Below are 21,631 nucleotides of genomic sequence, written 5' to 3'. Positions count from 1 at the left end.
ATGGGGGTTGTGAGGTCAGGCACAGAACTGGCCGATCGGTCAGTTTCTGACCGATCGGTCAGGCATGCTGGCCGACGGAGGTGACCACCCATGGCCCGCAGCAAGACCCGCGACGAGATCCTGGCCGCCGCCACCCGCCAGTTCGCCGAGTCCGGCTACAAGGGCACGTCGCTGCAGGACATCGCCGCCGAGGTGGGCTGCTCGAAGGCGACCCTGCTGTACCACTTCGACAGCAAGGACGCGATCCTCACCGAGCTGTGCGCGCCGGCCCTCGGCGAGCTGGCCGGCCTCGACGCGCGCGTCGCCGCCGAGCCCGACCCCGCCGCCGCCCGCACGATCGGGATCGAGGGCTTCGCCGACCTCGCCCTGCGGTACCGCCGGGAGATCCAGGTCATCTACGGCGACCTGCCCTACCTGCTGCACCAGCCGGTCCTGCGGCCGGTGAACGAGCTGACCGAGAAGCTGCTGGCGACCTTCGCCGGCGGCTCCGGCACCGCGGCGTCCCGGCTGGCCGCGAAGTTCGTGCTCGCCGGGCTGCCCGCGGTCGTCTTCGCCTGCACCGAGTTCGACGACGCGACCCTGCGCGCGGCGCTCATCGCGACCGCCGCACGGGCGCTGGAACCCATCCAGTAACGACCCATCACCACTGAGAACGACAACCGAGGACAAGGACGACCGACATGGCAACCGTGCTCTACCGGCTGGGACGGGCCTCGTTCCGGCACCGCTGGCTCGTGCTGATCATCTGGGTGGTGCTCCTCGGCGGGCTCGGCGGCGCGGCGGCCGCCTTCCGCGGCCCCACCTCCAGCGACTTCACCATGCCGGGCACCGAGTCGCAGCGCGCCATCGACGCGCTCAAGTCGCAGTTCCCGGAGGCCAGCGGCGCGACCGGCACCATCGTCGTGGCCGCCCCGCAGGGCCAGCAGCTCACCGCGGCGAAGAGCACCGTGGACGGGCTCGTCGCCGAGGCGGCGAAGCTGCCCGGGGTCCTGGGCGCGCTCGACCCGTTCCAGACCGGCGCCGTGTCGCAGGACGGGCGGTACGCGCTGATCACCGTCCAGTTCGCCGACCGCGCCGACAAGGTCACCGACGAGCAGCGCGCCGCCTATGAGGCCAGCGGCGCCACGGCCCGGCAGGCGGGGCTGGCCGTCGAGCACGGCGGCGAGGTGATGAACAGCGAACCGGAGGTCGGTGGCACCGAGGGCATCGGCGTGCTCATCGCCCTGGTCGTGCTCGTCGTGACGTTCGGCTCCCTGGTCGCGGCCGGCATGACCATGCTCAACGCGCTGATCGGCGTCGGCGCCGGCATGGCCGGGCTGTACGCGCTCAGCGGCGCCGTCCAGCTCACCAGCACCGCGCCGGTGCTCGCCCTCATGCTCGGCCTCGCCGTCGGCATCGACTACTCGCTGTTCATCACCTCCCGGCACCGGCAGAACCTCGTCGACGGGCTCGCCCCGGACGAGGCGGCCGGCCGCGCCGTCGGCACCGCCGGCTCCGCGGTCGTGTTCGCCGGCGCCACCGTCGTCATCGCCCTCGCCGGGCTCGCCGTGGTCAACATCCCGTTCCTGACGGTGATGGGTCTGGCCGCCGCCGGCACCGTCGCGGTCGCCGTGCTCGTCGCCATCACGCTGCAGCCGGCCCTGCTCGGCTTCGCCGGCCTGCGGATCCTGCCCCGCCGGCTGCGCAAGGCCGGCGCGATCGACGCCGCCGCGGCCAAGGAGGCCGCCGGGTTCGGGTTCCGCTGGGCGCGGGCGATCACCCGCCTGCGGGTGCCGGTGCTGCTCGTCGGCGTCATCGGCCTCGGCGCGCTCGCGATCCCCGCCGCGGACATGCGTATCGCGCTGCCCGGCGCCAGCGCCGGCCCCACCGACTCCCCGGCCCGCAAGGCCGCCGACCTCATCGAGCAGGGCTTCGGCCCCGGCTTCAACGGCCGCCTCGCGCTGGTCGTGTCCACCGGCTCCGCCGACACCACGAAGGCCAAGGCGCAGGAGGCCCTCGGCGTGTTGCAGGGCACCCCGAACCTGCTCGCCGCGACCCCGCCGAACTTCAGCCGGGACGGCAAGACCGCGCTGCTGGCGATCATCCCGACGACCGGCCCGACCGACGAGGCCACCGAGACCCTCGTGCACGACGTGCGGGCCAAGGTCCGTCAGGTCGAGGGCGCCGACATCGCGCTGACCGGCCAGACCGCCGTCGGCATCGACGTGTCGGAGAAGCTGTCCGACGCGATGCCCCGCTACCTGCTGCTGGTCGTCGGCCTGTCGGTGCTGCTGCTGATGCTGGTGTTCCGCTCGATCCTCGTGCCGCTCAAGGCCGCGGCCGGGTTCCTGCTCACCGTCGGCGCGACCTTCGGCATCACCGTCCTGGTGTTCCAGAAGGGGCACCTGGCCTCGCTCATCGGCCTCGACACGCCCGGGCCGCTGGTGAGCTTCCTGCCGATCCTGCTCATCGGCATCCTGTTCGGCCTGGCCATGGACTACGAGGTGTTCCTGGTCTCCCGGATGCGGGAGGACTACGTGCACGGCGCCGGCCCGCAGGAGGCGACGATCAGCGGCATGGGCCACGGCGCCCGGGTCGTCACCGCCGCGGCGCTCATCATGACGTCGGTGTTCGCCGGGTTCATCCTGCTCGACGACCCCGTCATCAAGTCGATGGGCTTCGCCCTGGCCATCGGCGTCGCCATCGACGCGTTCATCGTGCGCATGACGATCGTGCCGGCCGTCGTGTCGCTGCTGGGCCGCGCCGCGTGGTGGCTGCCCGGCTGGCTGTCGAAGATCCTGCCGAACGTCGACATCGAGGGCGAGAAGCTCCGCGAGCACCTCGCCGCCCAGCCGGACCCCGAGCCGGTCCGCGTCTGAGCACTGCCGGCTGCGGGGCCCACGGGCCCCGCAGCCGGCAGCCCGGGGGCCTGTTCCACCTCGGCGACGCCGCCACCGCTGATTCCGTGCGGACCCGGACTGGATTCGCACGGATCCGGACTGGACAAGAACAGTTAACAAACTTAATAATGGCGAGCACCGTCGATGGAGGTCCACCCCCATGAAGCGCACAGCGCTCATCCTCGGCGCCGCGATCCTGCTGGTGACCGGTCTGCTCGTGACCACGAACGCCTACGCCGCCAATCTGCTGACCAATCCCGGCTTCGAGAGCGGGTCCCTGTCCGGCTGGTCCTGCACCGGCACCGGGTCAGGGGTCGTGACCACCCCGGTGCACTCCGGCTCCTACGCCCTCAACGGCAACGCCACCGCGTCGGACAACGCCCAGTGCACGCAGACCGTGGCCGTGCAGCCGAGCACCGCGTACACGCTCACCGGCTGGGTGCGCGGCTCGTACGTGTACCTCGGCGTCACCGGCGGCGCGTCCACCTGGACCACCAGCACCGGGTACGCGAAGCTGACCGTGCCGTTCACCACCGCCGCCGGGCAGACCTCCGTCCAGGTCTACCTGCACGGCTGGTACGGCACCGGCGCCTACAACGCCGACGACGTCTCCCTCGACGGGCCGGGCGGGCAGCCGAGCCCCACGACCGCGTCGCCGACCCGCAGCCCGAGCAGCAGCCCGTCGCCGTCGAAGTCCCCGTCGGCGTCGCCGTCCAGGTCGCCGTCCACCTCACCCAGCACCTCGCAGCCGCCGGTGACCGGCCTGCCGAAGCACGCGCTCATCGGGTACCTGCACGCCAGCTTCGCCAACGGCTCCGGGTACGTGCGGATGGCCGACGTGCCCGCCGCCTGGGACATCATCAACCTGTCGTTCGGCGAGCCGACCTCGGTCACCTCCGGCGACATCCGGTTCAACCGCTGCCCCGCCGCCGAGTGCGCAGGCGTGGAGTCCGACGCCGACTTCCTCGCCGCGATCAAGGCCAAGCAGGCCCAGGGCAAGAAGGTCCTGATCTCCATCGGCGGGCAGAACGGCCAGGTGCAGCTCACCACCGCCGGCGCCCGCGACGCGTTCGTCAACTCGGTCAGCGCGATCATCGACCGGTGGGGCCTGGACGGGCTCGACATCGACTTCGAGGGCCACTCGCTGTACCTCAACGCCGGCGACAGCGACTTCCGCAACCCGACCACCCCCGTGGTGGTGAACCTCATCGCCGCGCTCAAGTCGCTGAAGGCCAAGTACGGCACCAAGTTCGTGCTGACCATGGCGCCGGAGACGTTCTTCGTGCAGCTGGGCTACCAGTTCTACGGCGGCACCAGCGCCGGGGACAACCGGGCCGGGTCCTACCTGCCGGTCATCCACGCGCTGCGCGACTCGCTGACCGTGCTGCACGTCCAGGACTACAACTCCGGCCCGATCACCGGCCTGGACAACCAGTACCACCAGATGGGCGGCGCCGACTTCCACATCGCGATGACCGACATGCTCAAGGCCGGCTTCCCGGTCGCGAACACCGGTCAGACGTTCCCCGGGCTGCGCGCCGACCAAATCGCGTTCGGCGTGCCGGCCGCGGTCAGCGCGGGCAACGGCTACGTCGCCCCGGCCGTCGTCCAGGCCGCGGTCAACTGCCTCGTCAAGGGCACCGGCTGCGGGTCGTACACGCTGCGCGGCGGCACCTCGCCCAACTTCCGCGGCCTCATGACCTGGTCGATCAACTGGGACCGCTACTACAACTGGGAGTTCATGAACACCCAGGAGCCGTTCCTCAACGCCCTGCCGTAGGTTCGAGTGTGTGAGCGCACTTGATCTCGTCAGCACCTGGCCAGTCACCACCGCGTCGGTCGCGGTCGTGGGTCCCGAAGGGGTCCGCGACCGCACCGGCCCGGACGATCCCCTGCCGTGGGCGTCCGTCACGAAGCTGCTGACGGCGCTGACCGTGCTCGTCGCGGTCGACAAGGGCGACGTCCTGCTCGACGAGCCGGCCGGCCCGGAGGGCTCCACGGTGCGGCACCTGCTGGCGCACACGTCCGGGGTCGCGTTCGACGACGACACGCAGGTCGCCGCGCCCGGCCGCAAGCGGATCTACTCCAACCGCGGGTTCGAGCTGCTCGCCGACTTCGTCCTGACCCGCACCGGCGGCACGTTCGCCGAGCTCATGACCGAGTCGGTGCTGCGGCCGCTCGGCATGGGCGGCACCACCCTGCAGGGCTCCCCCGCGGCCGGCGCCCGGGGCCCGGTGTCGGACCTGGCCCTGCTCGGCCAGGAGCTGCTCGACCCGAGCCTCGCCCCCGACCTCATGCCGGAGGCGGTCTCCGTGCAGTTCCCCGGCGTCTCCGGGGTACTGCCGGGCTTCGGCCGTCAGGACCCGAACGACTGGGGCCTCGGCTTCGAGCTGCGCGACGGCAAGTCGCCGCACTGGACGGGGTCGCGCAACTCACCCGCCACGTTCGGCCACTTCGGCCGCTCCGGCACCTTCCTGTGGGTCGACCCGGTCGCCGGCCTGGCCTGCGCCTGCCTCACCGACCGCGACTTCGGCGACTGGTCCTCCGAGGTCTGGCCCGTCCTGTCCGACGCCGTCCTGGCCGGCGCCGTCCCGGGCTGAGCCGCACGACCGGGCCGCGCCGCCAACGGGAAAGGCAGCGGGGAGCAGACGGCGGCGGGGCACCCTCGTGGGTGAGGGCGCCCCGCCTGTGCGGTGCCGGTGTCAGGTCTCAGGACCAGCTGGAGGTCGACCAGTCATCGGCGGACCAGTAGTGGCCGCTCCAGTAGTGGCCGGACCAGTAGTGGCCGGTCCAGTACCGCTCGGACCACTCCGGGTCGCTCCAGGAGCCGGTGCCGGTCCACGGGGAGCCCTGCCAGGAGGCCGCGGCCCAGGTGCGGGACGTCGACGGCGGGACCCAGCGCTCGTTGTCCTGGTTGCCGCAGTCCCAGACCTGCAGCTGGGTGCCGTTGGCGGAGTTCCAGTCGGTCACGTCGAGGCACTTGCTCGCCGCGACGTTGACCAGCTGGCGGGCGGTGTTGACCCGCCACTGCTGCGTCTGCAGGCCGGGCACGCAGTCCCACAGGTGGACCTTGGTGCCGTTGGCGGTGCCGCCGTTGACCAGGTCCATGCACTTGCCGAGGGCCTGCGCGGTGCCGTCCGCGGCGAGCACCCAGTACTGCGCCGGGGTGTTGTTGCAGTCGTACAGCTGGATCTGGGTGCCGTTGATGTTCTGCCGGTTCTGCACGTCGACGCACTTGCCGGCGTAGCCGGTGATCTGTCCCGTGCCGCCGGTGCCGCCGGCGCCGGTCCAGGTGTCGCCGGCCATGCGGTAACCCATCCACATGCCGCCGTTCCAGCTGGTCTTCTGCCCGGCCAGGGTGGCCCAGGCCGTGCCGTTGAACGGGCCGAAGATGGACTGCTCGCCCTTGAGCTCGATGCCGTTGAACGACAGGTGGTTGCCGCCGCGGGTGGTCTCCAGCGAGCCGCTGCCGGTGCCCTTGGTGAGGGTCTGCGTGGTCGACGGCGTGGCCAGGGCGACGCTCGCCGCGACGTTGAGCTCCTTCAGGCCCTTCTGCGCCGCGACGCCGGTGGTCAGCGTCGTCGCGCCGGACATCAGCAGCTTCTTCACCTGGTCCGGGGTCAGCGACGGGCGCTGCTGCAGCAGCAGGGCCACCGCCGAGGCGGTCACCGCCGCGGCCTGCGACGTACCGCTGCCCTTGAACCCGGTGTCGCCGACGCGGGCCGTCGGGTACTGCTGGTCGACGTTGGAGCCCGGGTCGCGCAGCGACACGATCGACGTGCCGGGCGCCAGGAGGTCGACCTTGCGGGCCGCGTTGGAGTTGTTGGTGTACGAGGCCAGGTCGTCGTCCGTCGTGGCGATCGTGTTGTTCGTGGTCGACGCGCCGACCGCGATGACGAACGGGTCCATCGCCGGGTTGGTCAGCGTGGTGGTCGTGTTGCCGTCGTTGCCGGCGGCGACGACGACCACGATGCCGGCCAGCCAGGCCTGCTCGACGGCGTACATCAGCGGGTCGACGGTGGAGGACGACATGCCGCTGGTGCCGTACGACAGGTTGATCACCCGGATCGGGCTGGCCGGGTCGTGGTTGCGGTTCTGCACCACCCAGTCGATCGCGGCGATCATCTGCGACACGTCGTTGGCCCCGGTGGCGGTGCCGACCTTGACGGAGGTCACCTTCGCCTTCGGCGCGAGCCCGATCGTGCCGGTCGCCGAGTCGTTGCCGACGATGATGCCGGCCATGTGCGTACCGTGGCCGAACGTGTCCAGATAGCGCAGCTGGCCGGACTGCGACTCGAACGACAGGTCCGGGCCGTTCACCAGCTGCCCGGCGGGCAGGCCCGGCACCGGGGCGACCCCCGTGTCGATCAGCGCGATGCCGACCCCCTGACCGGTCAGCGACGCCGCGCCGCCGCTGTCGGCCTTGATGATGGACCGCACGCTCTTGAGCGTGGTCCCGGCCCCGGCCGGCCACTCGTCGGCCGACCAGCCACCCCCCGTGCGGCCGTTGCCGCCGGAGGGCTCGGGGCTGGTCGCGGCGGCGGCAGGACCACCGAACGCGAGCAACCCCAACGACGTCGCGACGGCGACCAGACCCGACGCGCCAGCGCGCAGTCGGCGACGGCCCGTCATCGGCTTCCTCATCCGCATCTCCCCATCCATGGAGCACGAGCGCACTCACTCCGTGCGTTCGAGTCACCACGATGCGGTGCCATACACCGAAAGTCACGGGCCGGTGACCAGAATGCGCCGAACACCCGACAGGCTTTCTGAGCTGCTGTCATGCCACCCGGCGGCGGTGACCTCGGACCACCCGACGTCCGCGGTCCGAAACGGTTGCCGGCCCGGGGCGCGCCCTACGGTGGGGGCCATGGCGCAACGCGTAGGCTCGGCGCCGGCGGCAAGGACGCCCTGCGCGACCGCCCGCCCAGCGGCCCGCATGGTTGTCCTCAACCCGCGGTCACCGGTACCGATAGGACGCGCACCAGACGATGCCGGACGACGAGCGCTGGAGGTGGCCGGGTGAGCCTGCGCCGCGACCGGCTCTGGCTGGCGTTCCTCGCCCTCGGCACCCTGTGCAGCGCGCTGTTCGCCCTGGACGTGGCGGCCGACGCCGCGTCCGCGCTGATCGGTGTCGCGTGCGTGCTCGCGTGGGCGTACGGGCCGCGCCTGCACGCGGTGCACCCGCGCCGGCCGTGGCGGCTGATGACGGCGGCCGCGGCGTTCTTCCTCGCCGGGATCATCCTGCGCGCGCTGCTGCTCGACCAGCCGTCACCGGTCGCGCAGCTCGGCGACGCGTGCACCGTGTGCGGGTTCGGGTTCTTCATCGCCGCGCTGGTCACGTTCCTCAACCGGTGGGGCATGGACCGGCGGGCGCTGCTGGACGGGCTCATCGTCTGCATCGGCGCGGCGCTCGCCTCCACCATGCTGTTCGTGCTGCCGGCCGCGTCCATCCCGGGCCGGCCACCCGTCGTCACGCTGCTGGCCGGGCTGTACCCGCTGCTGGACACCGTCACGGTGCTGCTGGTGGCCAACCTCGCGTTCACCACCGCCGTGCGGCAGCCGGCGTTCATGCTGATGGGCGCCATGATGGTGCTGCTGTTCTGCGGCGACCTCGGCTACGCGATCATCGGCCGCCAGGGCGACGTCGTCGGGCCGCGGCTGATGGCGCTGCCGTTCCTGTTCGCCTTCACCCTCGGCGGGACCGCCGCGCTGCACCCGACCGCGAAGGCGCTCGGCCGGGCCACGCCGCTGCCGATCCAGGCGTGGTCGCTGCCGCGCATGCTGCTCATCGGCCCCGCGGTGGCCTCCCCGTTCCTGCTCACCGTGACCCTCGGCGCCGACACCCGCATCGAACGCTGGGCGCTCGGCGCCGGCGGTGCCGCGATCGTCGCGCTGCTGCTCGTGCGGGCCTCCGACGCCGTGCAGAGCCACGCCGCCGCGCAGCGGCGCTTCGAGCACCAGGCCACCCACGACCCGCTCACCGGCCTGCCCAACCGGCGGATGCTCAGCATCATGGTCGAGCGGCTGCTCGGCGAGGACCGCACCGCCCGGGCCGCCAACGTGTGGATGTTCTACCTCGACCTCGACGGCTTCAAGCTGGTCAACGACTCGTGGGGGCACCCGGCCGGGGACCAGCTCATCGTCGACGTCGGCGCCCGGCTGCGGCACGCGCTACCGGCCGCGGCGACGATCGCCCGGGTCGGCGGCGACGAGTTCGTCGTCGTGCAGTGCTGCACCGAGCCCGAGGCCATGGCCAACGCCCAGCGGATCATGGACTGCGTGGAGCGGCCGCTGCTCGTCGTCACCGCCGACGGCGGCACCGCCGAGATCGTGATCGGCGCGTCCATGGGCATCGTGCAGGCCCCGAAGCGCACCGGCGGCCGGGACGGGCAGGCCGACGCCCTCATGCGCGACGCCGACACCGCCATGTACCGGGCGAAGGCGGCCGGGCGCAACCGCTGGACCGTCTTCGACGCCTCCATGCGCGACGCCGTGCGCGAACGCGTCGAGATCGAGGTCGCGCTACGCGCCGCCGTGGCCCACGAGCAGCTCAGCATCGCCTACCAGCCGATCGTCGCGATGCACACCGGGCGGCCCGCCGGCGCCGAGGCGCTGTGCCGGTGGCAGCACCCGGTGCGCGGCTGGATCGGCCCGAACATGTTCATCGCCGTCGCCGAGGACTCCAACCTCATCTCCGCGCTCGGCGCCTGGGTACTGCGCGAGTCCGTGCAGCAGCTGGCCCGCTGGCGCGCCGGCGGCGTCGTCGACGACGACTTCTGGATGTCGGTCAACGTCTCGCCGCGGCAGCTCGGCGACCCCGCGTTCGCCGAACGGCTCGGCGGCACCCTGCGCCAGGCCGGGGTACCCGCCGCGAACCTCGTGCTGGAGATCACCGAATCGGTCATGGTCGAGGGCAGCGACCTCACCGAACGGGTCCTCGCCGAGCTGCGCGCGCTCGGCGTGCGCATCGCCGTCGACGACTTCGGCACCGGGTTCTCCGCCCTCGGCTACCTGCGCCGCCACCCCGTCACCGGGGTCAAGATCGACCGGTCGTTCGTCAACGGCCTCGGCAGCAGCGCGGAGGACGAGGAGATCGTGCGGGCCGTCGTCGCCATGAGCAGCGCCCTGCACCTCACCGTCGTCGCCGAGGGCGTCGAGACCCCGGCGCAGCGTGATGTGCTCATCGCGCTCGGTGTACCGCTCGCGCAGGGCTGGCTGTGGGGCAAGGCGGTCGACCCCGCGACGTTCGCCGCCACGTGGGCGGTCCGCGTGGCATTGTCCGGTGCCGCTCCGTCAGACTGAACCGATGACCGACACGATCACCGCTGAGGACGCCAACCTCTGGCTGGAGGAGGTCGACGGCGCCGACGCGATGGCCTGGGTCCGGGACCGCAACGCCGAGACCGTCGCCGCGCTCACCGGCGAGGCCCGCTTCGCGGAGCTGCGCGACGAGATCCGCACCGTGCTGGACGCCGACGACCGCATCCCGACGATCGCCTGGCACGGCGAGCGGGTCTACAACCTGTGGAAGGACGCGAGCCACCCCCGCGGCCTGCTGCGGCGCACCACCCTCGAGGACTACCGCGCCGCCGAACCCGCCTGGGAGACGGTCCTGGACCTCGACGCGCTCGCCGCCGCCGAGGACGAGAACTGGGTGTGGCAGGGCGCCACATACCTGCGCCGCGGCCCCCTCGCCGGCGACCACCGCGCGCTCATCTCCCTGTCCCGCGGCGGCGCCGACGCCGCCGTCGTGCGCGAGTTCGACCTGGACGAGCTGCGCTTCGTGCCCGACGGCTTCACCCTGCCGGAGGCGAAGAGCGACGTCAGCTGGATCACCATCGACGAGATCTTCGTCGGCACCGACACCGGCCCCGGCACTATGACCTCGTCCGGCTACCCCCGGCAGGTCCGGCGGTGGCGCCGCGGCACCCCCGTGCACGAGGCGCCGGTCGTGTTCGAGGGCACCGCCGACGACGTGTCCGTCCGCGCCTCCAGCGACCCGTCCGCGGCCGGCGAACGGGCCCTGATCCGCCGGTCCCTGGACTTCTTCCACGCCGAGCGGCACCTGCTCGCCGACGGCACCCTGACCAAGCTCGACGTGCCCGACGACGCCGGCGTCGACGTGCACCGCGACTGGCTGCTCATCCGGGTCCGCACCGACTGGACCGTCGGTGACGCCACCCACCCGGCCGGGTCGCTGCTCATCGTCGACCTCGCCGCGTTCCTCGCCGGCAGCCGCGAGCTGACCACCCTGTTCACGCCCGACCCGCACACGTCGCTGTCCTACAGCGACTGGACCCGCGACGGGCTGATCCTGGTCCTGCTCGCCGACGTGCAGAGCCGCCTGGAGCTGCTGCGCCACGTCGACGGCGGCTGGCAGCGCACCGTCCTGGGCGCCGAGCTCGGCCAGACCGACGTGTGGGACACCAACGCCGACACCGACGAGCAGTACCTGCTGCTGTCCAGCAGCTTCACGCTGCCGCCGACGCTGCGCCACGGCGTGCTCGGCGGCGACCCGCCCACCATGCTCAAGCAGGGCCCCTCGTACTTCCCCACCGACGGGCTCACCACCCGGCAGTTCTTCGCCACCTCCGCCGACGGCACGCAGGTGCCGTACTTCGTCGTCGGCGACCCGGCCGCCGGGCCCGGCCCCACCCTGCTCAGCGGGTACGGCGGCTTCGAGGTCTCGCGCGTGCCGTCGTACAACTCCATCATCGGCCGCGGCTGGCTCGCCCGCGGCGGCACGTACGTCGTGGCCAACATCCGCGGCGGCGGCGAGTACGGCCCCCAGTGGCACCGCTCCGCACTGCGGGAGAAGCGGCCCCGCGCCTACGAGGACTTCTCCGCCGTCGCCGCCGACCTCGTCGAGCGCGGCATCACCACCCGCGCCCAGCTGGGCATCGAGGGCGGCTCCAACGGCGGGCTGCTCATGGGCGTCATGCTCACCCGCTACCCGGACCTGTTCGGCGCCATCGTGTGCGCGGTGCCGCTGCTGGACATGCGCCGCTACCACCTGCTGCTCGCCGGCGCGTCCTGGATGGCGGAGTACGGCGACCCCGACGACGCCGACGACTGGGCGTACCTGCGGCTGTTCTCGCCCTACCAGAACGTGCGCACCGGGGTGCCGTACCCGCCGACGCTCATCACGACCTCGACCCGCGACGACCGGGTGCACCCCGGGCACGCCCGCAAGATGGTCGCCCGGCTGCGCGAGCACGGCCACGACGTCAGCTACTACGAGAACATCGAGGGCGGCCACGGCGGCGCGGCGGACAACGCGCAGCTGGCGTTCAAGTGGGCGCTGGCGTTCGAGTTCCTGTGGCGGACCCTGGCCCCGTAGCTTTCGTGCTGTTTCAGCCCAATGCCGGCAGTGCCTCGCCGCGGCGCATCGCGGCGAGGTGCTCCGGCGCCATGCTGCGGCGAGTGGTGCGCCGGTAGCGCCACACCTGCACCGCGCCGAGCCCCCACAGCAGGTACTGCACGGCGAACGCCCACTTGAACGCGCCCAGCGACGGGTGGGCGGCACCGGCCGGGGTCTGCACGTCCAGCAGCACGCCGATCGCGACGATCAGCACAATCGAGGCGACGAACCCGCCGACGTTGACGATGCCGGTCGCCCCGCCGATGCGGGCCGCCGGGTTGAACGACCGCGCGTAGTCGAACCCGATCATCGAGCCGGGCCCGTTCATCGCGAGCACCAGCACCAGCCCGGTCAGCACCGCGACGGGCGCGCGGCCCGGCCACAGCAGCACGACCGCCCAGGCGACGGCCGAGCACGCCACGATGCCCAGCACCAGCGTCGAGCGGTGGTACGGCAGCCGCCCGCAGAAGTGCCCGAACACCGGCCCCAGCACGATCCCGCCGACGGTCAGCAGCGACAGCAGCAGCGCCGCGGTCGCCGGGGAGAGGCCCTCCCCCTGCGTCAGGAACGGGAACCCCCACAGCAACGCGAACACGCCACCGGAGTACCCCGACACGAAGTGCGTCCACAGCCCCAGCCGGGTGCCGGGGTGCGCCCAGGACCGCTTCAACCCCATGTCGGCCGCCCTGGCCGCTTTCACCTGGCGCGGCTCGGGGGTGTCCTTCAGCGCGACGGCCACGAGCGCCACCGCGGCGATCCCCAGCACCCCCGCGCCGAGGAACGTCGCGGTCCAGCCCTCGTCGCGCAGCAGCACCACCAGCGGCACCGCCGACGAGAGCGCACCCAGCTGCCCGACCATGCCCGTGAGCTGCACCATCAGCGGGTTGCGGCGCGGCGGATACCACATCGCCACGACCCGCAGCACGCTGATGAACGTCATCGCGTCGCCGACCCCGATGAGCACCCGGGCCGCGATCGCCGGGCCGATGTCCCCGGCGTACGCAAACAGCAACTGCCCGGCCACCATGAGCGACCCACCGGCGACCAGCATCCGCCGCGACCCGAACCGGTCCAGCAGCACCCCGACCGGGATCTGCATGCCGGCGTACACGGCGAGCTGCGCCACCGACAGCATCGCCAGCAGCGACGTGCCGACCCCGAACCGGTCGGCCGCGGCAACCCCGGCGACCCCGAGCGAAGAACGGTGGAACACGGCAATGACATACGCGACGAGCCCGATGGCCCACATGAGATGACGACGGCCCATAGCACCTGCGACCGTAGCCGCCGGCGCACCGTCGTGGGGCGGGTTGTGACGGCATTCAAGTGTGGGCTTGCAGACACCCCATACGCTGTCCGGGTCCGGTACGTCCCGCGCCCGCCAGCTGTCGGCCCTTGTGAGGGATTCATGTCATGAGCGACCTGACCGCCACCCCGATCCGGTGGGAGCACTCGGGCGACGGTGAGTTTCCGTACCACGCCGAGGTCGACGGGCGCACGCTCACCGTGCGGGTGAACGACTTCCCGGCGGAGCCGCTGTACACCCTGATCGTCGACGGCGACGAGTTGGTCGACCTCGACGACTGGCCGACGGTGTGGCGCCGGCCGCCCGCGCCGGCGCACCTGCTGGACCTGATCGCCCGCCCGATCACCACCGACCTGCTGTGGACGTGGGCGCGGCGGGTCTGCGGGGTCACCACCGAGCACCCCGCCGAGGTGGCCGCGCTGCTGGGCCTGCCCGCCCCGACCCAGGACGAGTTCGGCCGGCTGTTCGTGCAGCCCAGCCCGCCCGGCACCGCCCGGCTGGAGCTGTCCGTGAACGACCACGCCGGCCTCCGCGCCGTCGTCATCCACTTCACCGAGCCGGCCCTGACCCGCGCCGAGCTCGACGCGTGCTTCGGCCCGAGCAACGACCTGCCGCGCATCCACTGGGACTCCGCGCACGTGACCGCCCACCGGATCACCGCCCCGGCCGCCCCGCTGTCGTGCACGCTGCTCGCCTCGTTCAGCGCCGACGCCTCCCCGTCGGCCCGCGCCTTCCAACTCACGCTGCGTCGCGACCACCACTGACCGTCACCGGCGGCCCGGTTGTCACGCATAGCCTCGGAGCCGGCTACTCGCCTGCGTTGCCGGAGCCGTACTGCGCGGCGTCGCCGCCGACCTCTCGCGCGCCGCGCTTGGCTTGTGCCAGTCGTGACTCGATGCTGAGCAGAGCGGACAGCAAAGCCTCCGCCTGCGCGCTGGCCTGCAGGAGCCGCCCGTCCAACTCGGTGCGGGCCGCGATCGACCTCGATCGGGTGCGACGCATGCCGGGAGGCGGGAGCCCTGCGGAGTACGGTCTTCGGGTGAACGTCGTGCACGGGGTCATCACCGCGGGGGGCGGGCTCGCCTGCTGGGCGGAGACCACGCCCGGTCCCGCGTCAGGGGTGCAGCGCCGGCCCCGGCGGGCGGTGCCGCACCCGTTCGCCGCGCTGCCCGCGCTCCCGGGCGAAGTGGGGACCGCGGACCTGGCGCTGCCGACGGTGGGCTCCCGGCCGGCGCCGTCCCCGGAGCTGGCCGCCTCGGACGCTGCCCTGATCGCCGCCTCGAATGCCGCGGCCCGCACGATGCTGTGGACCGTTCCCGTCGTGTACGTCCCAGCCGGCGCCGACCTTGAGGCGCTCGTGCTCACCGGCGCCGACCTGCTGGGTGAGGACACCGCCCTCCCGGCAGGCAGCGGCCAGGCGTACGCCGGAGCGGCACCCGCAGGGATGGCGGAGCCGCGGATGGCGGGCTCCGGAGTGCGGGCCGGGTCGTCGATCGGGGCGCTGACGGATCTGGTGACGTTCGCCGGCGACCTGGTTCGCCGCGGCCGCGTCCTGCCCGACCTCCTCGACCACCCGACCGAAGCCCGCTGGCGTCCGGTGCTGTGGGGCGACGACGCGATGACGTTCGAGGCGCTGTGGCGGGCGGTGCCGGGCGTCGCGTACGCCGCCGGCGACCTCACCGCCGAGGAAGCCGTCCGGGCGGCGCTGGACCATCAGGTCGACGCCCTGGTCCGGGCGCGGCTCGGCGACCGGCCGATCGTCGCCGACGGGCAGGTCCGCCAGGACAGCACGGTCCGCGCGTGGCTGGCGGCACTCACCGGCCCGGACGCGACCCTGCGCGAACGCCCCACCGCCGGCCCACGCGACGCGCTCACCACCAACGCCCCGCCCCAGGGCGGCACCCGCGCTGCCGCAGCACCTGCCGGCACGGCACGCCGCATCGACGCTGCCGACGGCGCCGGCGGGCACGTGGGACGAGACCTGCAGGTCCCAGCGGCCGGGACCACCGGCACAGCTGCAGCCGCGGAGGCGGCCGGGACCACCGGAGCAGGCGCGAGCGTCCGACCGGCCGGAGCCACCGCGGGCGCCGAAGCCGTGGGTGCGCACGGAACAGCCGAGAACACCGGAGCCGCCGGCATAGCTGGAGCCGCTGGAACACCCGAAAACACCGAGGCCGCGAGGACGGCCGCGAGGATCGGCGCCGCCGCGACAGCCGAAGGGGCCGAAGGGGCCGAGGCGGTCAGAACACCCGGAACAGCCGGAAGCACCGAAGCCGTCGGGGCGGCGTTGCGGGAGAGCACCGATGTCCGCAGGGTCCGGGACGCGATCAGGCGGTGGGCGGCCAGTGGGCGGCCGTCGGCGGTGCGGCTGTGCTTCCGGCTGACGTTCGTGGAGGAGTTCGACGACGAGGATGACGACGCCGTCGGCGCGCACGGACGCGGAGACCACGGCGCAGGCGACCGCGGCCCAGGAGACCGCATCGCCCGCGCGCACCGGCGTGGCGACCACGCCGTCATCGCGCGTGGCCGCAGGGACCACGACGCCAGCGCGCACGACCGCGGCGACCGTAACGTCAGCGCGGACGGCCCCGGCGACCGTGGCGACAGGGTGCACGGCCACGGGAACCGCGACCCCGAAGGGCACGGCGCCAACGCGCACAGCCACGGCGACCACGGCACCAGCGCGCACGGTCACGGCGACCCCGATGGGCACGGCACCAACGCGGACCGCCACGGCGGCCGTGGCGACAGCGCGCACGGCCACGGGAACCGCGACCCCGAAGGGCACAGCACCAACGCGCACAGCCACGGCGACCACGGCACCAGCGCGCACGGCCACGGCGACCCCGAAGGGCACGGCACGAGCGCGGACCGCCACGGCGACCACGGCACCAGCGCGCACGGCCACGGGAACCGTGGCGCCGGCTGGAACGGTGTCGGCGGGCACCCGGGTGGGGCGGCGGAGGCCGGGCACGGCGGGGTGCGGGTCGACGACGGGCGGGATGCGTCAGGGTGGCTGGTGGAGTTTCTCCTGCAGCCGGTGGCCGAGCCCGGGTTGCTGGTGCCGGCGCGGGACGTGTGGCGGGACGCGTCGTCGCCGCTCTTCCGGTGGGTCGACTACCCGCAGGACGTGCTGCTGGAGGACCTGGGGCGGGCCAGCCGGCTCTGGGCGGAGCTGGACGAAGCGCTGCTCCAGGCGCGGCCCGAGCAGCTGCGGCTGGACACGATCGGCGCTTACGGCTTCCTGCGGCACGCAGGGGTGCTGCACGACGCGGGCTTCGGGGTGCTGCTGCCGGCGCAGTGGCAGCGGCGGCAGGATCTGGGGCTGACGCTGACCACGCACCCCGCGCAGCCGGCGAGCCCGGTGCTGCGGGACACCACGGCGAACCGGGACGCGATCGTGCGTTACCGGTGGGGGCTCGCGATCGGTGACGAGTTCCTCAGCGAGGCGGACCTGCAGGAGCTGGCCCGGGCGAAGGTGCCCCTGGTGCGGCTGCGGGGCCGCTGGGTGCACCTGGACCGGGAGCGGCTGCGGGCCGGGCTCGCCTTCCTCGCCCGCGGCGGGCAGGGGCACATGACGGCCGGTGAGGCGATGCGGCTGGTCCGGCTGGTGCCCGAGGGTGACCTGCCGCTGCCGGTCACCGGGGTCGACGGGACCGGCTGGCTGGCGGACCTGCTGACCGGGCGGGCGGTGGAGCGGCTGGAGCTGCTGGACGCGCCGGCGTCGCTCGCCACGACGCTGCGGCCCTACCAGCGCAAGGGCCTGTCCTGGCTGGCCTTCCTCGACGGGCTCGGGGTCGGGGCGCTGCTCGCCGACGACATGGGGCTGGGCAAGACGGTGCAGGTGCTGGCGCTGGAGGCGCTGCTGCGGGAGCGCGGGCCGCGGCCGCCGACGCTGATCGTGTGCCCGCTGTCGGTGCTGGGCAACTGGCGCCGGGAGATCGGTCGCTTCACCCCGGGCCTGCGGGTCGCGGTGCACCACGGCACGGAGCGGCTGCTGCGCGACGACGTGGACCTGGTGCTCACCACCTATCAGGTCGCCACCCGCGACGTGGACCGGCTCGCGGCGAAGGAGTGGGACCGCATCGTGCTGGACGAGGCGCAGCACGTGAAGAACAGCACGAGCGCCGCGGCCCGGGCGGTGCGGCAGATCCCGGCGCGGCACCGGGTGGCGCTGACCGGGACGCCGGTGGAGAACCGGCTGACGGAGCTGTGGTCGATCGCGGACTTCCTCAACCCCGGTATCCTGGGGCCGGCGAGCATCTTCCGGGCCCGCTACTCGGTGCCGGTCGAGCGTTACGGCGACGCCGACGCGGCGGCGAGGCTGCGCCGGGTCACCCGGCCCTTCCTGCTTCGGCGGGTGAAGACGGACCGGGCGGTCATCGCCGACCTGCCCGACAAGCTGGAGCGCCGCCAGTGGTGCAACCTGACGCTGGAGCAGGCGACGCTCTACAAGGCGGTCGTCGACGAGCTCTTCGTGAAGCTGCGCGAGGGGCGGGCCGGTGAGCAGCGCAAGGGGCTGGTGCTGTCGGCGATGACGAAGCTGAAGCAGGTGTGCAACCATCCGGCGCACCTGATGGGCGACGGCACGCCGCTGGCGGGCCGGTCGGGGAAGCTGGCGCGGCTGGAGGAGATCCTCGCCGCGGCGCTGGACGCCGGGGACCGGGCGCTGGTCTTCACGCAGTTCGCCAAGTTCGGCCACCTGCTGACGCCCTACCTCGCGGCGCGGCTCGGGACCGGCGTGGAATTCCTGCACGGCGGCACGGCGAAGGGTGCCCGCGACGCGATGGTGCAACGCTTCCAGTCCGGGCAGGGCCCGGGTGTGCTGCTGCTGTCGCTGAAGGCGGGCGGGACCGGGCTGAACCTGACCGCGGCGAACCATGTCGTGCACGTGGACCGGTGGTGGAACCCGGCGACCGAGCAGCAGGCGACCGACCGGGCCTTCCGCATCGGGCAGCGCCGCGACGTGCAGGTGCACACCTTCGTCTGCGTCGGCACCATCGAGGAGCGCGTCGACACCGTCATGGCGGAAAAACGCACGCTCGCCGGGGTCGCCGTCGGCAGCGGCGAGGGGTGGCTCACCGGCCTGTCGACCGACGACCTGCTGGATCTGATGACGCTGCGGCCGGAGGCGACCGATGCGTGACACGAGGTGGTCCCACCAGTTCATCGCCATGCTGGAATCCTTGCGGATGGGTACGACATTTTCCGTCGGCCGCCGCTACGCCCGCGCCGGGCACGTGCGCTCGCTGACCATCTCCAGCAGCGTGGTGACGGCGCTGGTGCTGGACGAGGACGGTGCCACGTACCGGTCGCGGATCGCGACCCGGGCGTTCTCCGCCGCGGACTGGGCGCGCATCGAGCGGGCGCTCGCGCAGGAGGCGATCCACGCGGCGAAGCTGCTGGCCGGGCAGTTGCCCGACGACCTGGACCGGATCCTCGGCGGGTTCGGGCTGTCGCTGTTTCCGCAGAGCCTCGCGGACCTGGTGATGGACTGCGACTGCCCGGGCTGGCAGAAGCCGTGCCGGCACCTGACCGCCGCCTGCTACGTGCTGGCCGAGTCGTTCGACAACGACCCGTTCGGCATCCTCGCCTGGCGTGGCAAGGGCCGCGACGAGCTGCTCGAACAGCTGCGCGCGCACCGGGTCTCAGCGCTGACCCACCTCGCCGCCAAAGGGGAACCGGAGCACACGGCGGGCCCGACCGCCGGGTTCTGGACCGCCGGCCCGCGGCTGCCGGAGCCCGTGGCGCCGCTGCCCGGCACCGTCGTGCGCAGCGACGCGATGCTCGACCAGCTCGACGCGCTGGAGCTCACCGTCGGCCGGTTCGAGGTCGGCGACCTGCTCCGTGATGCCTACCGCACACTGGGTTGCGAAGCGAAAGACCCAGCCGGTACCGTCGAAGGCAATCGCGGCTGAAACAGGCCGCGGTCACGGCCGAGAGGCGCTGCGACGAGCCCGGCAGGGCTCGCCACGCTCGGTCGGTGACTACCCTTGACCCAAGGGCGCCTCCTGTCACCGGGAGGTGACCTCAGGCTATGCACAAGTATCTGCAGACGCGCAACGGGATCGAATTCGCCGTTGCCGACCTGTCCCTCGCGGCCGCCGGCCGCACCCAGATCCGCCTCGCCGAGCACGAGATGCCGGGCCTGATGGCGACGCGGCGGGAGTTCGCCGACGCGCAGCCGCTGCGCGGGGCGCGGATCGCCGGATCGCTGCACATGACGGTGCAGACCGCGGTGCTCATCGAGACCCTCGTCGCGCTCGGCGCGCAGGTCCGCTGGGTCTCCTGCAACATCTTCTCCACCCAGGACGAGGCCGCCGCCGCCGTCGTCGTCGGCGCGGACGGCACCGTCGACGAGCCCAAGGGCACCTCGGTGTTCGCGTGGAAGGGCGAGACCCTCGCCGAGTACTGGTGGTGCACCGACCAGCTGTTCGACTTCGGCGACGGCCTGGGCCCGAACATGATCGTCGACGACGGCGGTGACGCCACGCTGCTGGTGCACAAGGGTGTCGAGTTCGAGGCCGCGGGGCGGGTCCCGCAGCCCACGTCCGCCGACTCGGAGGAGTTCGCGCTGGTCCTCGGTACCCTCGCCGACAGCCTCGCCAAGGACAACCGGCGCTTCACGAAGCTCGCCGCCGGCATCCGCGGGGTCACCGAGGAGACCACCAACGGCGTCAAGCGGCTCTACAAGCTCGCCGAGGCCGGTGAGCTGCTGTTCCCCGCGATCAACGTCAACGACTCGGTCACCAAGTCGAAGTTCGACAACACGTACGGCATCCGCCACTCGCTGCTGGACGGCATCAACCGTGCCACGGACGTGATGCTCGCCGGGAAGCTCGCCGTCGTCTGCGGCTACGGCGACGTGGGCAAGGGCGCGGCGGAGGCGCTGCGTGGCATGGGCGCCCGGGTCGTCGTCACCGAGATCGACCCGATCTGCGCGCTGCAGGCCGCGATGCACGGCCTGCCCGTGGTGCGGCTCGGCGACGTCGTGGAGACCGCCGACCTGTTCATCACGACCACCGGCAACAAGGACATCATCATGGCCGGCGACCTGGCCCGGATGAAGCACAACGCGATCGTCGGCAACGTCGGCCACTTCGACAACGAGATCGACATGGCGGGGCTGGCACGGGTCCCCGGCATCGTGAAGAACGAGATCAAGCCGCAGGTCCACGAGTGGACGTTCCCCGACGGCCACGCGATCATCGTGCTGTCCGAGGGCCGGCTGCTCAACCTCGGCAACGCGACCGGGCACCCGAGCTTCGTGATGTCCAACAGCTTCACCAACCAGACGATCGCGCAGATCGAGCTGTTCACGAAGCCGGACTCCTACGAGCGTCAGGTGTACCGCCTGCCGAAGCACCTCGACGAGAAGGTGGCCAAGCTGCACCTCGAGGCGCTCGGCGTGCGGCTCACCGAGCTGAGCAAGGAGCAGGCGGAGTACATCGGCGTGGACGTGGCCGGCCCGTACAAGCCGGAGCACTACCGCTACTGAGGTTCAGCGCTTTCCTCGCAGAACCGCTTGAACCCCTTGAGGTCCATGTGCAGCCGGGCGTGCAACGCCACGTCCGGCCGCCGCTCCAGCAGCTGCACCATGCTGTCGTCCAGTTGCACGACCGCGACCACGTTGGTGTCGTGCTCGCCGAGTGGTTCGAGCCAGAACGACTCGACGAGCGCGTCGCTGTCCCAGCGCACGAACCGGCCCGGCTCGACGTCGTTGAGCACGGCGTCGACCTCGACCCGCCGCCCGCCGATGTCGAACGCGAGGTGCGCCGCGGTGTCGTGCACCGGCGTGACGCCGAGGACCCCGGACATGAACCGGGCGTACTCGCTGAACCGCACCAGGTGCTCGTAGGCGGCCATCGGCGGCACCGCCACCCGCATCGAGTCCTGCGTGACAATCATGGGGACCACCCCCTTCGCAGTTCCAACCGTACGCGCAACACGGGCGACGCAGCCGAGCCGGCCGGCACCGGGCCATCCGCCGGGCCCCGATGTGCCGGGCGCCGACCCGCCGGGGTGCGTCGGTTTCCGGACAGGCCCGCGCCGACGTCGATGCCACGCTGTGCGGAAACGGAC

At 72.6% G+C, this 21,631-nt stretch carries 14 protein-coding genes and 1 riboswitch; of the genes, 10 read left to right on the top strand and 4 right to left on the bottom strand.

Annotation, left to right across the window (positions count from 1 at the left end; translation table 11 throughout):
* The first annotated feature begins 90 nt into the window (after positions 1-90).
* The 4 genes from AB0H83_RS19605 to AB0H83_RS19590 all read left to right on the top strand — a co-directional run bounded on the left by AB0H83_RS19605 (position 91) and on the right by AB0H83_RS19590 (position 5,479).
* Positions 91-633 carry a TetR/AcrR family transcriptional regulator gene (locus AB0H83_RS19605; RefSeq protein ID WP_360095446.1) on the top strand — a complete coding sequence of 181 codons (543 nt, stop codon included), beginning with the start codon at positions 91-93 and terminating at the stop codon, positions 631-633.
* Positions 634-680: 47 nt separating this feature from the next.
* A complete protein-coding gene (locus tag AB0H83_RS19600; protein ID WP_360095443.1) occupies positions 681-2,858 on the top strand; it encodes an MMPL family transporter in 2,178 nt (725 codons plus the stop codon).
* Between the two features lie 181 nt (positions 2,859-3,039).
* On the top strand, positions 3,040-4,659 hold the full coding sequence (locus AB0H83_RS19595) for a glycosyl hydrolase family 18 protein (RefSeq protein ID WP_360095440.1): 1,620 nt from the start codon (positions 3,040-3,042) through the stop codon (positions 4,657-4,659).
* A gap of 10 nt (positions 4,660-4,669) precedes the next feature.
* A complete protein-coding gene (locus AB0H83_RS19590; protein WP_360095437.1) occupies positions 4,670-5,479 on the top strand; it encodes a serine hydrolase domain-containing protein in 810 nt (269 codons plus the stop codon).
* A gap of 109 nt (positions 5,480-5,588) precedes the next feature.
* Here AB0H83_RS19590 and AB0H83_RS19585 read toward each other — a convergent pair whose 3' ends face one another.
* The gene (locus tag AB0H83_RS19585; RefSeq protein ID WP_360095434.1) at positions 5,589-7,523 is read right to left on the bottom strand and encodes a S8 family serine peptidase; all 1,935 of its coding nucleotides are present in this window, start codon (positions 7,521-7,523) and stop codon (positions 5,589-5,591) included.
* 378 nt (positions 7,524-7,901) lie between these two features.
* Between AB0H83_RS19585 and AB0H83_RS19580 the strand changes: the two genes are divergently transcribed.
* Together AB0H83_RS19580 and AB0H83_RS19575 are read left to right on the top strand one after the other, a co-directional pair.
* Entirely contained in the window at positions 7,902-10,184 is a 2,283-nt protein-coding gene (locus tag AB0H83_RS19580; RefSeq protein ID WP_360095431.1) for an EAL domain-containing protein, read from the top strand.
* A 4-nt stretch (positions 10,185-10,188) separates the two neighbouring features.
* The gene (locus tag AB0H83_RS19575; RefSeq protein ID WP_360095428.1) at positions 10,189-12,222 is read left to right on the top strand and encodes a prolyl oligopeptidase family serine peptidase; all 2,034 of its coding nucleotides are present in this window, start codon (positions 10,189-10,191) and stop codon (positions 12,220-12,222) included.
* A gap of 13 nt (positions 12,223-12,235) precedes the next feature.
* On the opposite strand, the gene AB0H83_RS19570 is transcribed toward AB0H83_RS19575, so the two are convergent.
* A complete protein-coding gene (locus AB0H83_RS19570) occupies positions 12,236-13,510 on the bottom strand; it encodes an MFS transporter (RefSeq protein WP_360095425.1) in 1,275 nt (424 codons plus the stop codon).
* Positions 13,511-13,656: 146 nt separating this feature from the next.
* On the opposite strand from AB0H83_RS19570, the gene AB0H83_RS19565 reads away from it, so the two are divergent.
* Positions 13,657-14,313, top strand: coding sequence for a hypothetical protein (locus AB0H83_RS19565; protein ID WP_360095422.1), 657 nt, complete (start codon positions 13,657-13,659; stop codon positions 14,311-14,313).
* Between the two features lie 43 nt (positions 14,314-14,356).
* On the opposite strand, the gene AB0H83_RS19560 is transcribed toward AB0H83_RS19565, so the two are convergent.
* Positions 14,357-14,551, bottom strand: a complete 195-nt coding sequence (locus AB0H83_RS19560) for a hypothetical protein (protein ID WP_360095419.1) — start codon at positions 14,549-14,551, stop codon at positions 14,357-14,359.
* Positions 14,552-14,588: 37 nt separating this feature from the next.
* On the opposite strand from AB0H83_RS19560, the gene AB0H83_RS19555 reads away from it, so the two are divergent.
* From AB0H83_RS19555 to ahcY, 3 genes are all read left to right on the top strand, one after another.
* Complete coding sequence (locus AB0H83_RS19555; protein WP_360095416.1) at positions 14,589-18,695, top strand: SNF2-related protein; 4,107 nt, start codon at positions 14,589-14,591, stop codon at positions 18,693-18,695.
* A gap of 46 nt (positions 18,696-18,741) precedes the next feature.
* Positions 18,742-19,467, top strand: coding sequence for a hypothetical protein (locus AB0H83_RS19550; RefSeq protein WP_360095413.1), 726 nt, complete (start codon positions 18,742-18,744; stop codon positions 19,465-19,467).
* Positions 19,468-19,481: 14 nt separating this feature from the next.
* Positions 19,482-19,566: riboswitch (S-adenosyl-L-homocysteine riboswitch) on the top strand.
* A gap of 20 nt (positions 19,567-19,586) precedes the next feature.
* A complete protein-coding gene (gene ahcY, locus AB0H83_RS19545; RefSeq protein ID WP_360095410.1) occupies positions 19,587-21,047 on the top strand; it encodes an adenosylhomocysteinase in 1,461 nt (486 codons plus the stop codon).
* Here ahcY and AB0H83_RS19540 read toward each other — a convergent pair.
* Positions 21,041-21,457 carry an SRPBCC family protein gene (locus AB0H83_RS19540; protein ID WP_360095407.1) on the bottom strand — a complete coding sequence of 139 codons (417 nt, stop codon included), beginning with the start codon at positions 21,455-21,457 and terminating at the stop codon, positions 21,041-21,043. The two genes, ahcY and AB0H83_RS19540, sit on opposite strands and share 7 nt — an antisense overlap.
* Positions 21,458-21,631: the final 174 nt, after the last annotated feature.

The organism is Dactylosporangium sp. NPDC050688, assembly GCF_040654515.1.
Taxonomy (GTDB): domain Bacteria; phylum Actinomycetota; class Actinomycetes; order Mycobacteriales; family Micromonosporaceae; genus Dactylosporangium.
This window is presented reverse-complemented; position numbering and strand designations above follow the sequence as displayed.

Coding starts and splice junctions, on each gene's coding strand:
- AB0H83_RS19605 (WP_360095446.1), top strand. CDS start 91: ATGGCCCGCAGCAAGACCCGCGACGAGATCCTGGCCGCCGCCACCCGC.
- AB0H83_RS19600 (WP_360095443.1), top strand. CDS start 681: ATGGCAACCGTGCTCTACCGGCTGGGACGGGCCTCGTTCCGGCACCGC.
- AB0H83_RS19595 (WP_360095440.1), top strand. CDS start 3,040: ATGAAGCGCACAGCGCTCATCCTCGGCGCCGCGATCCTGCTGGTGACC.
- AB0H83_RS19585 (WP_360095434.1), bottom strand. CDS start 7,523: ATGAGGAAGCCGATGACGGGCCGTCGCCGACTGCGCGCTGGCGCGTCG.
- AB0H83_RS19575 (WP_360095428.1), top strand. CDS start 10,189: ATGACCGACACGATCACCGCTGAGGACGCCAACCTCTGGCTGGAGGAG.
- AB0H83_RS19570 (WP_360095425.1), bottom strand. CDS start 13,510: ATGGGCCGTCGTCATCTCATGTGGGCCATCGGGCTCGTCGCGTATGTC.
- AB0H83_RS19565 (WP_360095422.1), top strand. CDS start 13,657: ATGAGCGACCTGACCGCCACCCCGATCCGGTGGGAGCACTCGGGCGAC.
- AB0H83_RS19560 (WP_360095419.1), bottom strand. CDS start 14,551: ATGCGTCGCACCCGATCGAGGTCGATCGCGGCCCGCACCGAGTTGGAC.
- AB0H83_RS19550 (WP_360095413.1), top strand. CDS start 18,742: ATGGGTACGACATTTTCCGTCGGCCGCCGCTACGCCCGCGCCGGGCAC.
- ahcY (WP_360095410.1), top strand. CDS start 19,587: ATGCACAAGTATCTGCAGACGCGCAACGGGATCGAATTCGCCGTTGCC.
- AB0H83_RS19540 (WP_360095407.1), bottom strand. CDS start 21,457: ATGATTGTCACGCAGGACTCGATGCGGGTGGCGGTGCCGCCGATGGCC.